The sequence below is a fragment of the Streptomyces sp. NPDC018964 genome, assembly GCF_044390325.1.
Classification (GTDB): domain Bacteria; phylum Actinomycetota; class Actinomycetes; order Streptomycetales; family Streptomycetaceae; genus Streptomyces.
Map to the genome: position 1 here is coordinate 1 of NZ_JBIRYZ010000019.1, position 19463 is coordinate 19463.

Consider the following 19463-nt stretch of genomic DNA (forward strand, 5'->3'; position numbering starts at 1 on the left):
TCCTGGTGGGTGGTGGACGAGGAGGTGGGCGGTGCGCTGGAGCGGGCGCTGGACGCGTTCGTGCCGCGCTGGATCGCCGAGGACTGGCCCTTCGAGCGGCCGCGTTTCATCGGCCGGGACGTCACCTGGGAGGAGTGGCTCCGGCTTCCGGACCATCCGTGAGCGGGGCCGTCCGGCCGGTGTGCCGTCCACTCCGGGCCGGCCGCCGGTGTTCCGCCGGCGTCCCGTGTCACCCATGACGCCGGATCCGGCCGGTTCGAGGGTGCTGCGCCGGTTCCGGTGGGCAGACATGCCCCTGCCGGTGATCGAGCGAAGGGGACAAGGTGACACGGAACTCCGCTGACGCGGTGGAATCGATGGAGCAGCTCGCCACGGTCTGGCGGGTGATGGTCCTCGACCGGAATCCGGGCGCGGACGTACGGGACCTGCCGGGCATCGCGGTGCGCTGGGCGGAGTGCCGGTTCGGTTTCTGGAACTGCGTCACGCTCACCGAGACGGGGACGGACGCGGACCTCATGGAGGAGCGGCTGCGTCAGGCGGCGGACATCATGCGCTCGAAGAGGCACGCCGGCTTCCTGTGGGTCTTCGAGGACCTCCTCGACGCCGAGGCGCGCCCGCGCCTGACGGAAGCGGCCGGGCGGGCCGGTCTGGTGCACGCCTTCTCGGGCGTCGGCATGGCCGGTGACCTGCTGCCGGTCCCCGAACCGACGCACCCGGACCTGACGTTCGTGCGGGTCGCCACGGACGAACACCTGCGGGCCTACGCCGACCTCAACTCGCGTGCCTACGGCATGCCGCTGGAGGACGGCCGCGACGGCCTCGCGGGCTCGGGGCTGTGGCGGACGGGGGTGCACGCCTACCTGGGCCTGCGGGACGGTGTGCCGGTGACGTGCGCCGGGACCGTGGAGGCGGACGGCCGCCTCTTCGTCGTCCTGGTGGCCACGGACCCACGATGGGAGCGCAGGGGGTACGGGGAGGCGGTGACCCGCAAAGCCCTGTACGAGGGTGCCCGGGCCACCGGACTGACCCGCGCCACGCTGCACGCGACCGCCGCCGGGGCTCCCGTGTACCCGCGGATCGGCTTCGAGCCGAACAGCCCGCTGCACTTCTTCGCCCCGGGAAGCTGACGGACCGCGCCGGGAGACCCCCTGTCACCGGGTGGACGGCGGGCCGCCGGGGCGGCCTCGGACCGGGCGCGCCGACGCACGCCCGGTCCGTGGTCACCGGGTTCCTGTCCGCCGGCCCCGTGGCGCACTCCCCCGGCCGGCCCCACCACGCGCCTCGCCTTGTTCGCCCTGGCGGCCTATCGGTCACTCCAGGTCAAAAGCGGCAGGTGGCGGGCGATTTCAGGGTCAGGGCAGGGTCCACTTCTGGTTGGCGCCGGTGTGGCAGGTCCACAGGTGGACCGGCGTTCCGTCGTTCCAGGTGCCGCCCGAGGCGTCCAGGCACTTGCCCGACTGCGGATTGCGCACCGTGCCGTCCGACTGGGCCGCCCACTTCTGCGCCCCCGTCCCGTTGCACGTCCACAACTGGATCCGCGTACCGTCCGCACTCCCGCCACCAGAGACGTCCAGACACTTGCCCAACGCCCTCAACGAACCGTCGTCGGCCACCGTCCACCGCTGCGCCGCCGTCGTGTTGCACGTCCAGATCTGCACCTCCGTACCGTCCGCCGTGCCCGCGTTGTCCACGTCCAGGCACTTGCCGCCGACCCCCTTCACCTCACCCGTGCGCGGGTCGGACGGGGTTCCGGCCTGTTTGATCCGGATGTTGCGGAAGGCCGCGTCGTCGCCGTCGCCGTGGTTCTGGAGGCCGATGTGGCCCTGGGCCAGGCTGCGCGCCGGGTCGGTGTTGGTGAAGTCGTTGATCTTCCGGCCGTTGAGGAAGACCTCCAGCCGCTCTCCGGTGACGCGGATCTCGTACGTGTTCCACTCCCCCGGCGGATTCAGCGCCGCGTCGCGCGCGGCGAGGTCGGCGGACCGGAATCCGTACACGGATCCCGTGGTGCGGTCGGCCGTGTCGGTGGCGTCGATCTGGATCTCGTAGCCGTTGTCCACCGCCGACCAGGGGTCGTCGGAGGCCGGGAAGCCCACGAAGACACCGGAGTTGTCGTCACCGTTCAGCTTCCAGTCGAGCTTCAGCGAGTAGTCGCCGGTGAACTCCCGGGCGTCGTACCAGAGCAGGCCCAGTCCGCCGTGCGAGGTGAGGGTGCCGTCGGCCAGGGTGAAGCCGCCCGGTCCCGCCTGTTTCCAGCCGGTCGTGCCGGTGCCGTCGAACAGAGGCGTGTAGCCGGTCTCCGGGCGGCAGTCGGCCTTGGTCGTGCCGGCCGCCCAGCGGATGCCGCCGAGCAGGTGACGGCGGAAGGCGGGGTCCGCGTAGGACTCCTCCGTGTGACCGCCGCCGGTGTAGAAGGCCCGGCCGCCGGCGTAGTCCTTGCACCAGGCGATCGGGTGGTCGCCGGACATGGAGCCGCCGGAGTAGCTGGACTCGTCCAGCGAGGCCAGGACGTGGGCGGTGGTGCGGGGGTTGGTGCGGTAGTTGTACCACTCGTCGGTGCGCTGCCAGGTGCCGGCGAGGTGCGCGGTGGCGTCGTGCGCCCGGTCCTCGACCTCGACGGTCGCGGGCTGGATGGCGGGGTGGGACTGGAAGAGGGCGCCGGCCAGTCCTTCGTAGAAGGGCCAGTCGTACTCGGTGTCGGCGGCGGCGTGGATGCCGACGTAGCCGCCGCCCGTGCCGAGGTACTGCTCGAACGCGGTCTGCTGGGCGGGGCCCAGGACGTCGCCGGTGGTCGACAGGAAGACCACGGTCCGGTACTGCGCGAGGTTGGCGGTGGTGAAGGCCGCCGGGTCCTCGGTGGCGGTGACGGTGAAGTTGTTCGCCGCCCCGAGGTCGCGCAGGGCCGTGACGCCCTCGTCTATCGAGGAGTGGCGGAAGCCCGCCGTCCGGGAGAAGACGAGGATCTTGTACGCCGGGTCGGCCGCCGCGGCGGCCGTGCGGTCGGCGGTGTCAAGGGCCGCCGGTGCGGTGCCGGGCAGGGCCGTGGCCCGGGGTGTCAGGCAGAGCACGGCGCCGGCACACAGGCTGAGCGCTGTCTTGAACAGGGTACGCATCGTGGGTCGCCTCCTTTCTACGGCAGGGTCCACTTCTGGTTGGCGCCGGTGTGGCAGGTCCACAGATGGACGGGTGTCCCGTCCTCCCAGGTACCGCCCGAGGCGTCCAGGCACTTGCCCGACTGCGGATTGCGCACCGTGCCGTCCGACTGGGCCGCCCACTTCTGCGCCCCCGTCCCGTTGCACGTCCACAACTGGATCCGCGTACCGTCCGCACTCCCGCCACCGGAGACGTCCAGACACTTGCCCAACGCCCTCAACGAGCCGTCGTCGGCCACCGTCCACCGCTGCGCCGCCGTCGTGTTGCACGTCCAGATCTGCACCTCCGTACCGTCCGCCGTGCCCGCGTTGTCCACGTCCAGGCACTTGCCGCCGACCCCCTTCACCTCACCCGTGCGGGTGCCGCCGGTGGCGGTGGTGAAGGAGAACTCGTCCACGTCGAAGAGCGCGCCGCTGCCGCCCTTGAAGACGAGGTACAGGGTGGTGGTGCCGGCCGGCTGACCGGTCAGGGGCGCGGTGACGTCCTGGAAGGTCTCCCAGCCGCCGGTGACCGGTGCGGTGGCCGTGCCGAGCAGGGTGCCGGTCGGGGAGCCGGCGCGGACCTCGAGGGTGCCGCCGGTGCCGGCCGAGGAGACGCGGGCGGTGAAGCCGGTGGTGTTGTCGAGGCTGTAGGGCGTGAAGGAGATCCAGTCGCCGTTGTGGATCTCGCCGACCGTCTTGCCGCCGTGCGCGTTGGTGTGGTTGATGACCTGGACGCCGGAGGAGCCGCCGTAGTGCTCGGCCTGCCGGTGGCTGGGCTGGGTGATGTGCTGGTCGTGCGTGGTGAGCGCGGGCTGGCCGTTGGCGCCGTTGTCGGTGTACTCGGCGTCGACGACGCCGAAGATGTTGGCGTTGGGGTCGTGTTCGCCGTCCGCCAGGGTGTGCAGGGTGCCGGTGCAGCCGGTGGCGGAGGTCTGCGGGTGTCCGTGGCTGTCGTGACCGACGATGAAGGTGACCTTGACCTTGGCGCAGTCGACCGTGCCGTCCTCGGGGTCGGTGACGGTGACCTTGAAGGGGATGGCGGCGCCGAAGTCGTAGATCCGTCCGTCGGCGGGGGTGTCGAGCCGTACGGTCGGGGCGGTGTTGCCGACGGTGATCTGCACGGAGGCCGTGGCGGACTTGCCGGTGGGGTCGGTGACCTTCAGGGTGGCGGTGTACTGGCCGTTGGTGGTGTAGGTGTGGGACGGGTCGGCGGCGGTGGAGGTGGCGCCGTCGCCGAAGGTCCAGGCGTGGGTGAGCGCGCCCCCGTCCGGGTCGGAGCTGCCCGCCGAGGAGAAGCCGACGGTCAGGGGGGCCTTGCCGGAGGTGGTGTTCGCCTTGGCCTGGGCGAGCGGTGCGCGTCCGCCGGTGACGTGCTCGATGCGGTAGAGGGCGGAGTTGGCGTCGCCGTTGAAGTAGCCGGTGCCGTAGTCGAGGACGTAGAGGGCGCCGTCCGGGCCGAACGCCATGTCCATCACCTGGGTACCGCTCCAGGGGAAGGCGTTGACGGCCTGCACGGTGCCGTCGCCGCCGGTCTCGATGCGCTTGATCCAGCGGCGGCCGAACTCGCCGGCGAAGAAGTCGCCGTCGTACTCGGCGGGGAACTTCACCTCGGAGGCGGAGTTCGCGTCGTACCGGTAGACGGGTCCGCCCATGGGGGACTCGGATCCGTTGCCGAACTCGGGGACGGAGCCGCCGTCGTAGGGGATCCAGGCGGGCTGGGCGGGCGGCAGGTCGGTGAGGCCCGTGTTGCGCGGTGACGTGTTCCTCGGCGCCGCGCAGTCGAAGGACGAACCGGAGGCGCCGGTGGCGAAGTCGTAGTCGACGTAGGCGTTGTTCTTGCCGGTGCAGTAGGGCCAGCCGAAGTTGCCGGCCTTGGTGATCCGGTTGAACTCGACCTGCCCGCCGGGCCCGCGGGAACCGCTGGCGGTGCCCGCGTCGGGGCCGTAGTCACCGACGTAGACGGTGCCCGTGGCCTTGTCGACGCTCATCCGGAAGGGGTTGCGGAAGCCCATCGCGTAGATCTCGGGCCGGGTCCGGGCGGTGCCGGGTGCGAAGAGGTTGCCGGCCGGGATGCCGTACGTGCCGTCGGCGTTCACCTTGATGCGGAGGATCTTGCCGCGCAGGTCGTTGGTGTTGCCCGAGGAACGCTGGGCGTCATAGGCGGGGTTGCGGGAGGCGCGCTCGTCGATGGGGGTGTAACCGTCCGAGGCGAAGGGGTTGGTGTCGTCACCCGTCGACAGGTACAGATTGCCCGCGGCGTCGAAGTCGATGTCGCCGCCGACGTGACAGCACAGCCCGCGGGAGGCGGGCACGTCGAGGATCTTCTTCTCGCTGCCCACGTCGAGGGTGCCGTCGGTGCGCAGGACGAACCGGGACAGCCGGTTGACGCCGTCGAACGGGGTGAAGTCGGACGCCGATCCGTCGGCCGGAGCGTCGCCCGCCGGGGTGTCCAGCGGGGGCGCGTAGTACAGGTAGACGAAGCGGTTGGAGGCGAAGCCGGGGTCGGCGGCGACGCCCTGCAGGCCCTCCTCGTCGTGGCTGTAGACGTTCAGCCGGCCGGCGACGGTGGTGGTGCCGGACGCGTCGGTCCGGCGCAGGGTGCCGTCGCGTGAGGTGTGCAGTACGGAGCGGTCCGGCAGGACGGCCAGGGTCATGGGCTCGCCCGTTTCGGCCACGCCCTTGGCGAGGGTGACCTGCTGGAAGTCCTCGGCCGCGGCGGCGCCGACCGGTCCGGCCGGGGCGGAGGCGGGCGCCGCCGCGGCGGGGCCCACGGGCAGCGCCAGGCCCGTGGCGCACGCCAGGGCCGTCAGCAGTACGCGGACACGTCTGTGTCCGATCGGTCTCGTGCGCACGGAAGTCTCCTGGATATGGGGGGTGGCGGCAGGCCACGGGGCCCACCGTGAAGGAGTACGGGCGCGCGCCGTCGCGCCGTCGAACACCGGCCCGTCACCCCCGACAGGGGCATGACCGGTTCATTTCAAGGAAGTTAGCGGGCCTCGCGTGAACGCGTAACCCCTTTCGCACGGGGTCCCGCTTCTTCTTCCTCGCGTGGGACAAAGTGCCGGTGTGGCGTCAGTGGAGCGTGCGGCAGTACAGGGCGTCCGGGGTCCGTGAGGAGCCGATACGGCCGGTGTAGGCGATGCCGGCGGCGTACTCGCCGTCCGCGCACTGGCCCTTGTAACGGCCGTGCGCGAAGTCGCCTCCCTCGGGCAGGGGGCCCCGGTTGTCGCTCCGGTCGAACCAGACCGTACGGCCGCCCGTGCCGGTGATTCCGCCGGGCACGGCCTTCGCGCACAGGGCGGCCGAGACGGCGGCGCCGCGGACGCTGTAACCGGTGAGGAAGTGGCCCTCGGGGCAGTGGAGTTTGGTGTATCCGGAGGCCCAGTCCCCGCCGGGCGGGACGTGCCGCTCGTCCTTGACCACTTCGTGCCCGCCGTCCGGATCCCACAGCGGTCCGGCGGTCACGTCGGAGCACAGGCCCCGGTTGCCGGTGTGCCCGAGGCCCAGGAGGCGCTGCCCGTCGGGACAGACGGCCTTGCGCGCGCCGGAGTCCCAGTCGGGCAGCGCGCGCATGCGGCGCGAGGCGACGAAGTCGGCGTGGTCGGGGCTGAGCATCGACCAGTCGGCCACGGGGTCGACGTGGCCGGTGCGGCCGGTGGCCCCGACGAGACGGGTCCAGGCCGCTGCCCGCCAGTCGTCGCCGTCGTGGACACCCATGCGGCGCCCCGCGGAATCCCAGTGCAGCAGTGCCCAGCCGTTGCCCCGGCGGTTCTCGTGCCATCCGACGAGCGGCCAGTACGCGAAGTCGGTGTCCGCGCGGATCAGTCGGTCGACGAAGTTCTCGAACCAGGCGCGCGGGGCGGCACCCGTCTCCTCGCGGCCGCCGACGCCGAACTCGCTGATCCAGACGGGGGCGGTGAAGTGCCGGTCCTGTTCGGCGGTGACGAAGAAGGCCTGGCGGTCCAGTACGTCGGCCAGTTCGGCGGGTGAGAGGTCCTGGTAGCGGGGGTCGGTGGTCTCGCCGATCCCGGTGGCGCCACTGTGGTTCGGGCCGGTGTAGCCGTAGAAGTGGGCGGAGTACACGAGTTTGCCCGATTCGACGAGGGTGTGCGAGAGACGGCGTACGGGCTCCAGGGTGGGGCGCCCGTGGGCGAACCCGTCGACGGGGATGCCGGTCCAGTTGATGCCCTCGACGACGATGAGGAGATCGGGGTCGGCCTCCGTCAGGAGGCGGTCGCCGAGGCGCTGGGAGGCGCTGAACCAGTCGTGGTCGTCGCCGAGGCCCCAGTTGGGGTCGTCCCAGATGTCACGGCGGACCTCGTTGTAGAGGTCCGCGCCCACGACACGCTTGTCGTCCCGGTAGCGGCGGGCCATGAACAGCCAGTCGTCCTCCCAGGTCTTCGTGGACCGGCTCGCGTTCCAGCGTTCGTTGCCGTCCACTCCGCAGCACCAACGGGTGGTGTTGGTGTGGTTGTTGAGGATCACCGCGAGGCCGGAGCCGGTGAGTTCACGCACTACGGCGTCGTAGACCTGGAGCGGGGTCCGCCCTCTCAGGGCGGGGTTGGCGGCGACGGCGTCGTCGGTGACGGGGCGCGTGTCGTGGATCATCTCGTTGGAGAAGGGCAGCCGGACGCTGTTGATCCCGATCTCCCGGAAGCCGGCGATGATGTCGGCCATGGGGGCGCGGTCGAGGCCGAGCGGTATCCGGCCGGCGTTCTCCCCCGCGTGGTGGTTGGCGCCCTCGTCCGCGCTGCCGGTGCCGTTCCACGTGCCGCTGGCACCGTGCCAGTTGCCGGAGCGCAGTCTGAACCGGTTCCCGTCCGCGTCGACGATCCAGCGGCCCCGTGTGCTGAGCGGCGCCGTCCAGTCCGTGGCGGCACGAGCCTCTTCCGCGCGGGAAGTGCCCTGGTGCGGGGCCGCCGTCGCGGGAGCGGGCGCCAGGAGCGCCGGCAGGAGGAGAGTGGTCAGCAGTGCCTTGCCCAGGGAGCCGCGCACGGTCACCGTCCCGGTCGTCATCGCGACGCATGGTGTGTCATGTAAGCGTCATAATGCGGGAGGGAGCCGCCGTCGTCCAGCTCCGAAGGCATGGGCTCGGTGCGCGCGGCCGGCCGAGGGCGCGTCGGGTCAGGACCCGGGGGCCGGACGAACGGAGTCGTTCCGCTGGGACGCATGCTCACGAAGAAGAGGTCCTGGCCCGGATCGCCAAGGGGCTCGTCCACACCGAGCCGGAAGCGGCCTTCCAGGCTCCCCGGCGCCGCACCGAGGAGATCTTCGAGTACAACCACACACCGCCGGCAGTGTCGTCAGCCGTGACGTTCCCCCGATGACCGTCGCGCTCGGCACCCCTTGCCGCGTGGTCCGCGCCATCCCGACGAGGATCTCGCCACACGTACCGCCGGCCGGTGAGTGGCGTCGTCCTGCCGTGGGCCGGGGCCTCGGGCGGGGCGCGCCGCGCCTGAGCAGGTCGGTCCTCCGAAGCTCTTCCGCGGGTTCAGCCTCGGGGACACGCACGGTTCAGTTCTGGGGGACGCGCAGGGCCAGGAGGGCGACGTCGTCGTCGTTGCCGGCGGGGCGGACACGGTGGAGCAGCTGGTCGGTGAAGGGGACGAGGGGGCGGTGGGCGAGGGCGGCGGCGTGCCGGCGCAGCCGGTTCAGACCCGTGTCGAGGCTCTGGACGGGTGCTTCGATGAGGCCGTCCGTGTACAGCACCAGGGTGGACCCCGGCGGGAGCAGCGCTGTGGCGTCGGGGCGCCGGAGGCCCGCCTGGGTGCCCAGGAGGATGCCGTGGCCGTCGGTGAGGTAGCTCGTCAGGCCGTCCCGGCTGATCAGCAGCGGCGGAGGGTGGCCCGCGTTGGTCCAGGACAGCCGCCAGTGGCCGTCGTGGGCCGCTTCGATCCGGCCGAAGATCATGGTGGCCATGGCGACGTCGGTGATGTGCTGGATCGCCTCGTCGAGCCGTTCGACGATGCGGCTGGGGGGTTCGTGCTGGGACCAGGCGTAGGCGCGGAGCATGTTGCGGACCTGCGCCATGCCGGCCGCCGCCTCCAGGTCGTGGCCGACGACGTCGCCGATGGCCAGGGCGGTGGACGCGTCGGGCAGGGGGAAGGCGTCGTACCAGTCGCCGCCGACGTGCGAGGCGTCGGGTGCGGGCAGGTAGCGGACGGCCATCTCCAGGCCCGCGACGCCCGGCATCTGGGGCAGCAGGTGGTTCTGCATGGTCTCGGCCACCTTGCGCTGGCGCTGGTAGAGGCGGGCGTTGTCCAGTGCCAGGCCGGCCCGGCGCGCGATGTCCTCGATCAGCGGAAGGTCCATGGGGGCGAAGGCCACCGGAGTCTCGGTACGGCCCAGGGTCAGCGCGCCCAGGACCGCGCGCGTGCTGCGGATGGGTGCGATGGCCGCGGAGTGCATTCCCGTGGCGCTGAACAGGCGGGCCTGCTCGACCGCGATGCCGGAATCCGGCGTCCCCTGGTAGGTCCGCGGTCCGGCCAGGGTGGAGGAGACACCGCGCAGGGCTCTGGACAGGGGCATCGGGGATTCCTCGGGGATCGGCGGCATCGGCCCCTGCAGGTCCTCGCGCTGCACCAGTGTGTCGCCCTCGGCGTGGATCACCACGGCGCGCCAGACCTCGTCACGTTCGGTGATCAGGTCGACGACCGCCCAGTCCGCCAGCCGGGGCACGACCAGGGCCACCAGCCGGCGCAGCGCCTCGTCGGCGTCGAGGGTGGAGGTCAGCTGCGTGGTGGTCTCGGCCAGCAGGGCCAGCCGTTGCAGTTCCGACAGCGACCGGCCCGCCGGCTCCGGTCGCGGGCCGGTGTCCCGCGGCTGTTCGGGGACGTGGAAGACGACGAGTGTGGCGGCTCGGTGGTCGCCGACGCCGTACGGGGTGATCAGCCAGGAGACCGGCAGCACCGAACCGTCGGCGTGCACGAAGTAGTCCTCGTCGGCCTGGGCGGTGTGTCCGGCGTGGAACGCCTGTCGCATCGCGCATTGGGTCCTCGGCAGTTGCTGCCCCTGCGGACCGCGGTGCAGCAGGTCGTGCGCGTCATGGCCGAGGAGCTCCGCGGCGGGCCGGCCCAGCAGTTCCTCGGCGCGGGCGTTGACGGCGGTGATGCAGCCCTGCTCGTCGACGACGTAGGCGCCCGCGCCGATGGCTTCCAGCGCGGCGGAAGCGGCCGGCACGGACAGCCCGTGGACCTCCGTGTGCTCCGGTCCTGTCATCGTGACCTCCTTGCCGATCGGGTCGGTGCCCCGCCCGCCGCCCGTGTGCCCGGCCGCATGTGCCTTCGCCCGCTTTCCCGCCTTCCCGTATGCCTATGCGGGTGAGAATCCCACGTCGTCCGACGGCTCCGGTGAAGTTCGCCCCGCTGAAGCCGGGCGGGAGCGCGCATGGATTCCCCACCGTGTTTCACGCCGGCCTCGACCGCGCTCGACGCGTCCGCCGCCCGGGAACTCGCGCGGTTCTGCCAGGGCCTGCCCGGGCGGCCACTGCGGAAGGAGGGGCCGGATCAGGCCGGGCCGGGGCGGGCCGCGCCGGGATCGGACCGTCCGACGGCGGCGCCGGACCGTCGTCCCGGAGCCGCTCTTCTCCCGCCCGCGATGGCCCTCCAGCCGGATCGGACAGCGCGGGACGGCGCATCCGGACATCGGGGTGGACGACCCGTCGTCGGCCGTCGAACCCGCCCTCCCGCCTCGGGGTCGACCTCGGCCGGCTTGGTACGCGTCCTGCGCGACCCGGCGGGCCGCCCGTTCCGCCCCTTCACGCGCGCCGGGCCGGGCGACTGACGGGCCGGGCCGGCGCCGCGCACGCGGAAAACCAGGGGCGCGTCGCCGGGCCGCGGAGGTAGCGTCCCGGAACGGTGTCCGGGAGACCGCTCCCGGAGGAACGAGGAACGGAGACGGGGCATGACGGGCGAGGACGTGGCCGGGCTGTTCGCCGACGAGACCCGGGTACGGGTCTTCGCCGCCGTGGCGCTGGGCGCGACGAGCACCGCCGAGGTCGTCGAGCGGACCGGGCTGCCGGCCAAGGAGGTCCTCCTCGCGCTGCGCCGGCTCGAGGAACGGGAGGCCCTCGCGGCGAACGCCGACGGACTCGTGGTGTCCTACGACTCGTTCCGCCGCCTGGCGCGCGAGGCGGCCGGGCGGCGGCCCGCGCAGGACCACGGCACCGGGGACGAGCGGGGCGAGACGCTGCTCCGCACGTTCGTGCGGGACGGACGGCTGGTGAGGCTTCCCGCGCGGTGGAACCGGAAGGAACTCGTACTGCGCCACATCGCCGAGCACACGTTCGAGCCGGGCCGGGAGTACGCGGAGAGCGAGGTGGACGAGAGGCTCCGCGCCTGGTGCGCGGGGGGTCGCACCGACCACGTGACCCTGCGTCGATACCTCGTCGACCTGCGCCATCTGCACCGGAGCGACGGCGTCTACCGCCGTCCGGCCGAGGACACGGCCCGGATCGGCTGAGGAGCGGGCGGGCTCTCCCGGTCACCAGACGGGGGGCACGTCGGAGCCGAAGCCGCCGCCGGCCGGGCGCTTCTCGAAGTGGAGGTGAGGGCCGGTGGCGTTCCCCGTGGAGCCGACTTCTCCGATTTTCTGACCGGCCTTGACCGGGCCCTTTTCCACCGTCTTATCGGAGAGGTGGCAGTAGTAGAAGTCGAACCTGTCGACGCGCAACACGAGGAAGTCACCGAAACCGCGGTTCTCGTGTCCGCTGCGGACGATGGAACCGTTGCGCACCGCCACACAGGGCTTCCCCTCCGGAGCGGCGTAGTCCGCGCCGGTGTGACGGCCCAGGATCCAGTGGGGTCCCTTCTTCCCGTGGGGGGTCGTGACGCCGTGCCCCGGTACGGGAGACGCTGCGCGGTCACCGCCGGGCGCCGGGGCCGGTGGAACGCGGAGCCGGTCCCAGCTCGTCCTGCCCGGGATGCCGTTGGCATCGGCTCCCTCGAACCCGATCTTGTGCTGCCAGGCGGCGTACGACTGCCGGTCGACGTCGGTCCACTCGGGGCCCGGACCCGTCCGGTACTTGCCGCAGCCTTCCGCCACCAGGCGTTTGCCCATCGAGGCGATCACAGGGCTGCGTTGTCCCTTGTGGAAGAATCCCGCTCCTGGGAACGGTGCCGTCGCGGGCATGGCCCTCTCCTTTCCACAGGGCTCGGCAAGGCACCGGACGATGGTGCGGATTCGTCTGCCGCATGCGCGAGATGTCACCGTACCGGTGCCAAGAAGCGGCCGATCGGCGTGGGAACCGGCAAGGAGCGGCCTGCCGGGCAGGCGCGGGGAAGCCCCTGCCCGGGAGCCACGGATCTTTCCCGGACCGTGCACCGCCGGCTGTCACCGTCGCCCTCTTCCACCATGCGCCTGATGGAGGTGGCGCGCAAACCCTGGAAATACGCTGACATGCGGGTTTCCTGACGATCCGTCGGCCGGTTCCGACACGGGTCCTTCCGGCGTGACACCCGCACCGCCCCGGCCGTCGGGGTCGGCCGGCCGGGAACGCCGTCGGCGGAGCTGCCCCCGGGACCCGGTTTCCGCTGCCAGGCGGTGCGGGACCTCACGTCGCCCGGTCCCCGCACGTCGGTGCCAGTACCGGACGTGCGGTGGTCGCGGTCCTCGGCGACGAGCCGGTCGTGCGTTTCCGCGACGACGGGCGATGCGCGTCCCGCCCGGAGGGACGCCGCCCCGGGAAACGGCTCGGCCTGGACCGCTCAGGGGCTGTCCGGAAGGAAGCCGGAGAGATCTCCGTATCACTCGGACGGGCGGAAAGCACGACGTCCTGGCGGCGCGACAGGCGCCCCGCCAGGACACATAGGACAGTAAGACCATGAACCGTCACCGACGCCCGCCCCGGCGTGCCCCGTGGATCGCAGGCGGCGCCGCTGTGCTCGTCCTCGGTGGCATCGGCGTGTGGGCATGGGTGGCGCAGGACGGCGGCACGCCCGGTCCCACGCCCTCGGCCTCGAACGACCTGTCCCTTCCGACGCTGAACCCGTTGCCGTCCTGGACGTTCGGAACGGAGCCGTCGAGCACCGCACGGCGGACGCCGACGCCCACCCTGTCGCCCGGGCCAACGACGTCCCCGCCCCGCCGGCCGGCCTCGCCGGACCGGCGGCCGACGACCCGGCCGGTCCCGCCGGCGCAGCGACCGACCGGCGAACCGCCACCACCGGCACGGCGGACGGCAACCGAACCGGTACCGCCGGGACAAAGGCCCACGACCCGGCCGGCGCCGCCCAGCCGCCGGCCGGTGCCCCACCGGACCTCGGCCGGCGCTTCGACCATGCGCACTCCGATGACGGGACCGGCGACACCACCGCCACCGACGCGGTCCGCGGCACCCCGGCTTTCACCGGACTCCCCGGCACCCACGCCCCCACCTCCACCTCCGCCCTCGCCCTCGCCCTCGCCACGGTCCGCCATGCCCGAACGACCGCCGAAGCCCGCCACACCCGAACCACCACAGCGGCCCACCGCACCCGAACCAGTGCCGAAGTCCGCGACGCCGAAGCCCTCGGCGTCATCCGCCCGCCCGGCGCCGGCACGGACACCGGCGACGCGGCCGGCGCCCTCGAAGCACGTACCGACGCCGTCCGCAAGGACGCACAGGCCGACGCCGACGACCGGTGGCGACGAACGGACGACCACCACGTGGTACACCTCCCCGGCCGCGACGGCCGCCGCCCGCCGCATGGCGAACGCCGACGTGGTCGGTGACCCCGCCTGCTCGATGGCGTCCGTGGGCCGGCCGGACCCCGGCCTGGTTCCGCGGAACAGCCGTATCGGCATCGGGCATCACGGCGCGTACTGGTGCCTGATCTGGTGAGGCGGCACCCGGCAGCGGGCGGTCACCCGGTGAGCCGGCCGACGTCCGGCCCGGGCCTTCCCCCGGGCCCCGTGACGGACGGCCCGGCGCGCGTGGTCCGTGCCGGCACCGGGACCTGGCAGGACCGGCGACGGGTCACCGCGTAGGCTGCCCTCGGCACGGACACGGCGGGGTGGGGGAACACATGACGGCTGGGGCGGCCCCGAGGTGGGCGTCGGCTCTCGATTCGGTGGTGGTGTACGCGCGGGGCGCGCTCTGCCGCCGCCTGGCCCGGGGCACGGTGCCGACGGACGGACGCGTGCGGGTGGCGGGACTGCCCCGCTCGCTGGACCCGGGCTCGTTGCGGGCACGCGTCGTCGGAGCGTCCGGGGTACGTGTCACCGAGGCCCGGGTGGAGGTGGAGGCCGAACTCCTCGGCACCGAGCCGTCCGACGAGTTGCGGCGCGAAGAGGAACGGCTGCGCGACGACTGTGCGGCGGTACGGGGTCGCCGGGACCGGCAACTGGGGCTGATCCAGGAGGTCGCGGCGCTCCGTCCGGTGCCGCCGGCCCGCGAGCGGGACGATCCGCACCGCCGTACCCCGGTCGACGCGTGGCTGGAGCTCTCCGAGTTCGTCGACGAGCGCCTGACCGGGCTGCACGGCGGGCTCCGCGAGCTGGAGGAGGAGCTGCGCCGGGCCGAGCACGAGCTCGCGGTCGTCGTGGACAGGATCTCCCGTGCCTCCACCGATGTGCCCTCGGCACCGGTGGCCGGCTCGATGTGCGCGGCCCTGACGCTGGACGGCGCGGGCGGAGCGGGCGGCGCGGAGGTGGAGCTGGAGGTGGAGTACGGGGTGCCCGGTGCCGTCTGGGTGCCCGCCTACCGGCTCACCCATCGGGAGGGCGAGAGCGACGGGTCCCTGGTGCTGCGGGCCTCGGTCGCCCAGCGCACGGGTGAGGACTGGACCGGTGTCCGTATCGCCCTGGCCACCGCCGATCTGCGCCGTCGCACCGGCCTGCCCCGGCTCCGCTCGATCCGCGTGGGACGCAGTCAGTCCGCTCCCGCGCCTTCGGGCTGGCGTGAGCACCCGGCGGGGCTGACCGATCTCTTCGCCGGTTACGACACGGCGGGCCCCCGCCCCGGCACGGGGCCGGCGCCCGATGCGGTGGCCGGTGCCGCGCCCGGCCCCGTTCCCCCACCACCGCCCGTCCCGTTCCCGGAGGGCGCCTCCCCACCGGCCTTCGGCGGCGCCGTGGCGCCGGTCCGGGCCCGGCCGGACGCCGGGCCGCGCACCGCCGCCCGGCGCTCGGCACCCGCGGCACCCGCAGCACCAGCGGCCTACGGAGCGGCTCCGCCACCGCCCGTCGCGTCCGCGGCCTTCCCCGCGTCCGCGCCGCCGGTGCCCGTGGCCGGTCCTCCGCAGCCGGACGGCGCCGAACTCGACTACTCCGCACTCGTCCTGTGCGGCCCGGACGAGCCTGTCGGCCGCCGGGGCAGGCTGTTCCCCGACTCCGGTTTCGACCCGGTGGCCGCCGAGCACCGCCGCCGCGCCGAGACGGTGGGCGCGCTGCCCCTTCCCGGGTACGCCGTGCGGCCCCGCGAGTCGGCGGGCTCCTTCGACCACCGGTTCGATGCCGCCGCCCCCGCCGACATCCCCTCGGACGGCACCTGGCACACCGTCACCGTCGGCGAGATCCCGGTCGGTCTGCGCACCGAGTACGTCTGCGTTCCGTCCGTGGAGCAGACCGTGTACACGACGCTGGTGCTCTCCAACGCCACCGATCAGGCCCTGCTGGCCGGTCCGGTGGAGGTCACCGTGAACGAGGATTTCCTGCTGACCGCCGCGCTGCCCACGCTCGCCCCGGGCGGTGTGTCCCGGGTGGGGCTCGGACCGGCCGAGGCCATCGGGGTCACCCGCCGGGTGAATCTGCACGAGTCGACCGCGGGGCTGCGCAACAACGTCACGGTGCTCGACCACCGCGTCCACGTGGAGCTGGCCAACCGGCTTCCGGTGCCCGTCTCCGTGGAGGTGCGCGAGCGCGTGCCCGTCACCTCCGACGCGGACATCCGGATCGAGGAACGGGCCGGCTGGACGGCACCGGGGGACGACACCGGCCTTGAGCGCCACGCGCCGGGCACCCGCCTGTGGCGGATCGAGCTGCCCGCCGGCGGCACCGCCGCCCTCGACGGCGGCTACGAGATCCGGATCCCGGCCGGCAAGGCCCTCACCGGCGGCAACCGCAGGAGCTGACCCAGCATGTCTACGTCATCGGGGCTCATCCCCCTCCCCGTCACCGCCGTCACCTGTACGGAGGACCGCGCTCACGTCGAGCGGACGGCCGTGCTCGATCTGGAGGCCGGCACGCAGCGGCTGCGTCTCGGACCGGTCAGCGCGCTGGCCGTCGACCGTACCCTCCACGCCGAGCTGACCGACGGCCACCCGGCGACCGTGCTCGACGCGCGGATCGTCCGCAGCTGGACGCCGCGCGGGCCGGGGCCCGCCGACGGCGACTCCGCGCTGCGCCGGCGGGTGACGGCCCTGGAGGAGAAGCGGACGGACCTGGAGCAACGGCGTGACCGGCTGCGTACCCGCCTCGACCTGCTCGGCCGTCTCGCCACCGATCTGCTGCGGGAGATCGGCGAGGGCGCCGGCTCCGGAGAGGCGGAGAGGGACCGCTGGGCCCGGGAACTGGACCGGGTGGACGGCGAACGCGACTCCCACGGCGAGCGGCTGCGCTCCGTGGAGGCCGAGTTGTCCGCCGTCACCGCCGAACTGTCCGAGACCCGGCGGGCCCTGGACCTCTCCGAGACGGAGCCCGCCGAGCTGGTCGGCCACATCGAGCTGACCGTGCGCGCCCCGGCCGCCGGGCGGGCCGGGCTGCGGCTGAGCCATCTCACGCCGTGCGCGGTGTGGCGGCCCGCCTACCGGGCCGTGCTCGACGGGGACTCCCTCACGCTGGACACGGACGCGATCGTCTGGCAGCGCACCGGCGAGGACTGGTCGGACGTACGGCTGACCCTGTCGACGGCCCGCTCCGCGGGGGCCGCGGAACCGCCCCGGCTCGGCGAGGACCGGCTGACGCTCCAGGAGCGTTCCGCCGCGGAGCGCCGCACCGTCCACGTCGACCTGCGCGAGGAGGAGGTCGCGGAGCTCGGCCCCGTCCCCGTGCTCGGACTGCCGGGCGTGGACGACGGCGGGGAGGTGCGCGTGCTCCACTCCCCCGCGCCGGTCTCCGTGCCGGCCGACGGCCGCGCCCACCGGGTGCCGCTCTCCTCCTTCACCGCGCCCGCGAGGAGTGAGTACGCCAGTTCCCCCGAGCTGTCGCCCCTGGTCGACCAGGTGGTGCGGTGCGACAACCGGTCCGGCCACGCCCTGCTCGCCGGGCCGGTCGACCTCGTCCGCGGCAGTGGGTTCACCGGACGCGGCACCCTGGACTTCACCGCCCCCGGTGCCCCCCTCGAGCTCGCCTTCGGCAGCCGGGACGACCACCGGGTGCTGCGGCACACCGAGGAGACCCGCGAGACCGCCGGGATCACCCAGCGGACCGTCCTCACCCGGACCGTCCGCCTGCACCTCTCCAGGTTCTCCGCCCCCGGCGAGCACGACGACAGGACGGTCGTCGTCCGGGAGCGCGTCCCGGTCTCCGAGGTCTCGGCGGTGGAGGTGCGCCTGCGCCGGGACGACTGCTCCCCCGCGCCCGACGCGGTCGACGCGGACGGCATCGTCCGCTGGAACGTCCCGCTGGCCCCGGGCGGCCGGCGCACCGTCACCCTGGTCTACGAGGTCTCGGCGAGCAGCAAGGTCACCGGCCTGTGACCTCGGACGCGGAAGCGGGGCAGCCGGCCGGCCCGAGCCGTCCGCCCGGTGCCCGGCGGGTTCACGCGGACGGGTGGTGCCCCGGGGCGTGTCCGGCCAGGGTGATCGGTTCCGGGTGAGGCCGCGGGGCCGGTGGCGTCCGCCCGGTGGGCCCGGCGGTCGCGCCGGGTGTGCCCGCGCCGTCAGAACTTCGGTGTCGGTGTCTGTGACCGCACCAGCTCCGCCGCCTCCTGTTCCGTCTGCACCGAGGGCGGCGAGCCCTCCAGCGGCTGCCGGGCCGTCTCCTTCATGCAGGCCACCGCGATGACACCGACCAGGGCCGCGGCCATCGCGTAGTACGCCGGCATCATGTCCGAGCCGGTCGCGCCGATGAGGGCCGTGATGACCAGCGGTGTCGTGCCGCCGAACAGGGACGCCGACAGGTTGTAGCCGACCGACAGGGAGCCGTAGCGCACCGGCGTCGGGAACATGGCCGGCAGCGCCGCCGACATGGTGCCCAGCAGGCAGACCAGGGACAGGCCGAGCATCAGCATGCCGCCCGAGACGGCGAGCAGGCTGCCCTGCCGCACCAGCAGGAACGCCGGGGCGGACAGGACGAAGAAGCCCAGCATGCCGGTCATCAGCAACGGCTTGCGGCCGAACCGGTCGTTCAGCCGGCCCACCTGGTTGATGATCAGCATCAGCACCACCATGGTGGCCACCAGGATCAGCAGACCGTGGGTCTCGCTGTAGTGCAGCTCGTCCGACAGGTACGTCGGCATGTACGACAGCAGCATGTAGTCGGTGATGTTGTACGCGCCGACCAGGGCGATGCACAGCACCAGCGTCCGCCAGTGCTGCCGGAAGATCTTGGCGAGGTCGCCGTGGGCGGTGGTCTCCACCGCGTTCGCGGCCTCGGTGATGTGGACCGTGCCCTGCTCCAGCTTCAGATACGCCGGTGTGTCGTCCAGCTTCAGCCGCAGGTAGATGCCGACGATGCCCAGCGGCCCGGCGAGCAGGAATGGGATGCGCCAGCCCCAGGCGTCCATCGTGTCGGAGCCGAGCCAGGCGGTGAGGGCCGTGACCAGGCCCGCCGCACCGGTGTACCCGGCCAGCGTGCCCAGTTCGAGGAAGCTGCCGAAGTAGCCGCGCCGCTTGTCCGGGGCGTACTCCGCGATGAAGGTGGAGGCACCGCCGTACTCTCCGCCGGTGGAGAAGCCCTGGAGCAGCCGGAAGAGGATCAGCAGCAGCGGTGACCAGAAGCCGACGGCCGCGTAGGTCGGGAGCATGCCGATGGCGGCGGTGCCGACCGCCATCAGGATCATCGTCAGCGCGAGGACCTTCTTACGGCCGACCTTGTCGCCCATCGGCCCGAAGACCATGCCGCCGAGCGGGCGCACCAGGAAGGCGACGGCGAAGGTGGCGAAGGACGACAGCAGCTGCGCGGTCTCGCTCCCGGAGGGGAAGAAGACGCGGCCGATGGTGCCGGCCAGGTAGGCGTAGATGCCGAAGTCGAACCACTCCATGGCGTTGCCGAGCGAGGCCGCCTTCACCGCTCGCCTGACCGCCCGCTCGTCCGTCACCGTGATGTCCGACCGGCGCAGTGGCGGGTTCCGCCGGCGGCGGACGGCACGGAAGAGGGCGGGATGACGCCTGGCCGCCTCGGAAGGGGGCGTGGGTTCGCTGTCGATGGGGGACGTGGCGGGGTTCCTTTCCAGGTCATGCCATAGCAAACGGA

At 73.0% G+C, this 19463-nt stretch carries 12 protein-coding genes and 1 pseudogene; 7 read left to right on the forward strand and 6 right to left on the reverse strand.

Annotation, left to right across the window (positions count from 1 at the left end; all coding sequences use genetic code 11):
* A pseudogene (locus ACH5AO_RS26605) lies at nt 1-162 on the forward strand (N-acetyltransferase); the annotation flags it as partial.
* A 194-nt stretch (nt 163-356) separates the two neighbouring features.
* Entirely contained in the window at nt 357-1127 is a 771-nt protein-coding gene (locus ACH5AO_RS26610; RefSeq protein ID WP_398929028.1) for a GNAT family N-acetyltransferase, read from the forward strand.
* 225 nt (nt 1128-1352) lie between these two features.
* Here ACH5AO_RS26610 and ACH5AO_RS26615 read toward each other — a convergent pair whose 3' ends face one another.
* The 4 genes from ACH5AO_RS26615 to ACH5AO_RS26630 all read right to left on the reverse strand — a co-directional run bounded on the left by ACH5AO_RS26615 (nt 1353) and on the right by ACH5AO_RS26630 (nt 10349).
* Nucleotides 1353-3110: a lectin gene (locus tag ACH5AO_RS26615; protein ID WP_398928849.1), complete on the reverse strand. Its 1758-nt coding sequence runs from the start codon at nt 3108-3110 to the stop codon at nt 1353-1355.
* Nucleotides 3111-3127: 17 nt separating this feature from the next.
* Nucleotides 3128-5983, reverse strand: a complete 2856-nt coding sequence (locus tag ACH5AO_RS26620) for a lectin (protein ID WP_398928851.1) — start codon at nt 5981-5983, stop codon at nt 3128-3130.
* Between the two features lie 220 nt (nt 5984-6203).
* The gene (locus tag ACH5AO_RS26625) at nt 6204-8147 is read right to left on the reverse strand and encodes a glycoside hydrolase family 5 protein (RefSeq protein WP_398928854.1); all 1944 of its coding nucleotides are present in this window, start codon (nt 8145-8147) and stop codon (nt 6204-6206) included.
* A 498-nt stretch (nt 8148-8645) separates the two neighbouring features.
* On the reverse strand, nt 8646-10349 hold the full coding sequence (locus tag ACH5AO_RS26630) for a SpoIIE family protein phosphatase (RefSeq protein WP_398928856.1): 1704 nt from the start codon (nt 10347-10349) through the stop codon (nt 8646-8648).
* A gap of 684 nt (nt 10350-11033) precedes the next feature.
* Between ACH5AO_RS26630 and ACH5AO_RS26635 the strand changes: the two genes are divergently transcribed.
* Entirely contained in the window at nt 11034-11591 is a 558-nt protein-coding gene (locus ACH5AO_RS26635) for a DUF2087 domain-containing protein (protein WP_398928858.1), read from the forward strand.
* Nucleotides 11592-11612: 21 nt separating this feature from the next.
* On the opposite strand, the gene ACH5AO_RS26640 is transcribed toward ACH5AO_RS26635, so the two are convergent.
* Nucleotides 11613-12260: a peptidoglycan-binding protein gene (locus tag ACH5AO_RS26640; RefSeq protein WP_398928860.1), complete on the reverse strand. Its 648-nt coding sequence runs from the start codon at nt 12258-12260 to the stop codon at nt 11613-11615.
* Between the two features lie 780 nt (nt 12261-13040).
* Between ACH5AO_RS26640 and ACH5AO_RS26645 the strand changes: the two genes are divergently transcribed.
* The 4 genes from ACH5AO_RS26645 (at nt 13041) to ACH5AO_RS26660 (ending at nt 17746) form a co-directional block, all read left to right on the forward strand.
* Nucleotides 13041-13841: a hypothetical protein gene (locus ACH5AO_RS26645; RefSeq protein ID WP_398928862.1), complete on the forward strand. Its 801-nt coding sequence runs from the start codon at nt 13041-13043 to the stop codon at nt 13839-13841.
* A complete protein-coding gene (locus tag ACH5AO_RS26650) occupies nt 13816-13950 on the forward strand; it encodes a hypothetical protein (protein ID WP_398928864.1) in 135 nt (44 codons plus the stop codon). Before ACH5AO_RS26645 ends, ACH5AO_RS26650 begins: the two co-directional genes overlap by 26 nt.
* A gap of 184 nt (nt 13951-14134) precedes the next feature.
* Nucleotides 14135-16180, forward strand: coding sequence for a DUF4139 domain-containing protein (locus ACH5AO_RS26655; RefSeq protein WP_398928866.1), 2046 nt, complete (start codon nt 14135-14137; stop codon nt 16178-16180).
* Between the two features lie 6 nt (nt 16181-16186).
* Nucleotides 16187-17746 carry a DUF4139 domain-containing protein gene (locus tag ACH5AO_RS26660; protein ID WP_398928868.1) on the forward strand — a complete coding sequence of 520 codons (1560 nt, stop codon included), beginning with the start codon at nt 16187-16189 and terminating at the stop codon, nt 17744-17746.
* 182 nt (nt 17747-17928) lie between these two features.
* Here ACH5AO_RS26660 and ACH5AO_RS26665 read toward each other — a convergent pair whose 3' ends face one another.
* Nucleotides 17929-19443 carry an MFS transporter gene (locus tag ACH5AO_RS26665; RefSeq protein WP_398929030.1) on the reverse strand — a complete coding sequence of 505 codons (1515 nt, stop codon included), beginning with the start codon at nt 19441-19443 and terminating at the stop codon, nt 17929-17931.
* Nucleotides 19444-19463: the final 20 nt, after the last annotated feature.

Coding starts and splice junctions, on each gene's coding strand:
- ACH5AO_RS26610 (WP_398929028.1), top strand. CDS start 357: ATGGAGCAGCTCGCCACGGTCTGGCGGGTGATGGTCCTCGACCGGAAT.
- ACH5AO_RS26615 (WP_398928849.1), bottom strand. CDS start 3,110: ATGCGTACCCTGTTCAAGACAGCGCTCAGCCTGTGTGCCGGCGCCGTG.
- ACH5AO_RS26625 (WP_398928854.1), bottom strand. CDS start 8,147: ATGACGACCGGGACGGTGACCGTGCGCGGCTCCCTGGGCAAGGCACTG.
- ACH5AO_RS26630 (WP_398928856.1), bottom strand. CDS start 10,349: ATGACAGGACCGGAGCACACGGAGGTCCACGGGCTGTCCGTGCCGGCC.
- ACH5AO_RS26635 (WP_398928858.1), top strand. CDS start 11,034: ATGACGGGCGAGGACGTGGCCGGGCTGTTCGCCGACGAGACCCGGGTA.
- ACH5AO_RS26640 (WP_398928860.1), bottom strand. CDS start 12,260: ATGCCCGCGACGGCACCGTTCCCAGGAGCGGGATTCTTCCACAAGGGA.
- ACH5AO_RS26645 (WP_398928862.1), top strand. CDS start 13,041: ATGGGTGGCGCAGGACGGCGGCACGCCCGGTCCCACGCCCTCGGCCTC.
- ACH5AO_RS26650 (WP_398928864.1), top strand. CDS start 13,816: ATGGCGAACGCCGACGTGGTCGGTGACCCCGCCTGCTCGATGGCGTCC.
- ACH5AO_RS26655 (WP_398928866.1), top strand. CDS start 14,135: ATGACGGCTGGGGCGGCCCCGAGGTGGGCGTCGGCTCTCGATTCGGTG.
- ACH5AO_RS26660 (WP_398928868.1), top strand. CDS start 16,187: ATGTCTACGTCATCGGGGCTCATCCCCCTCCCCGTCACCGCCGTCACC.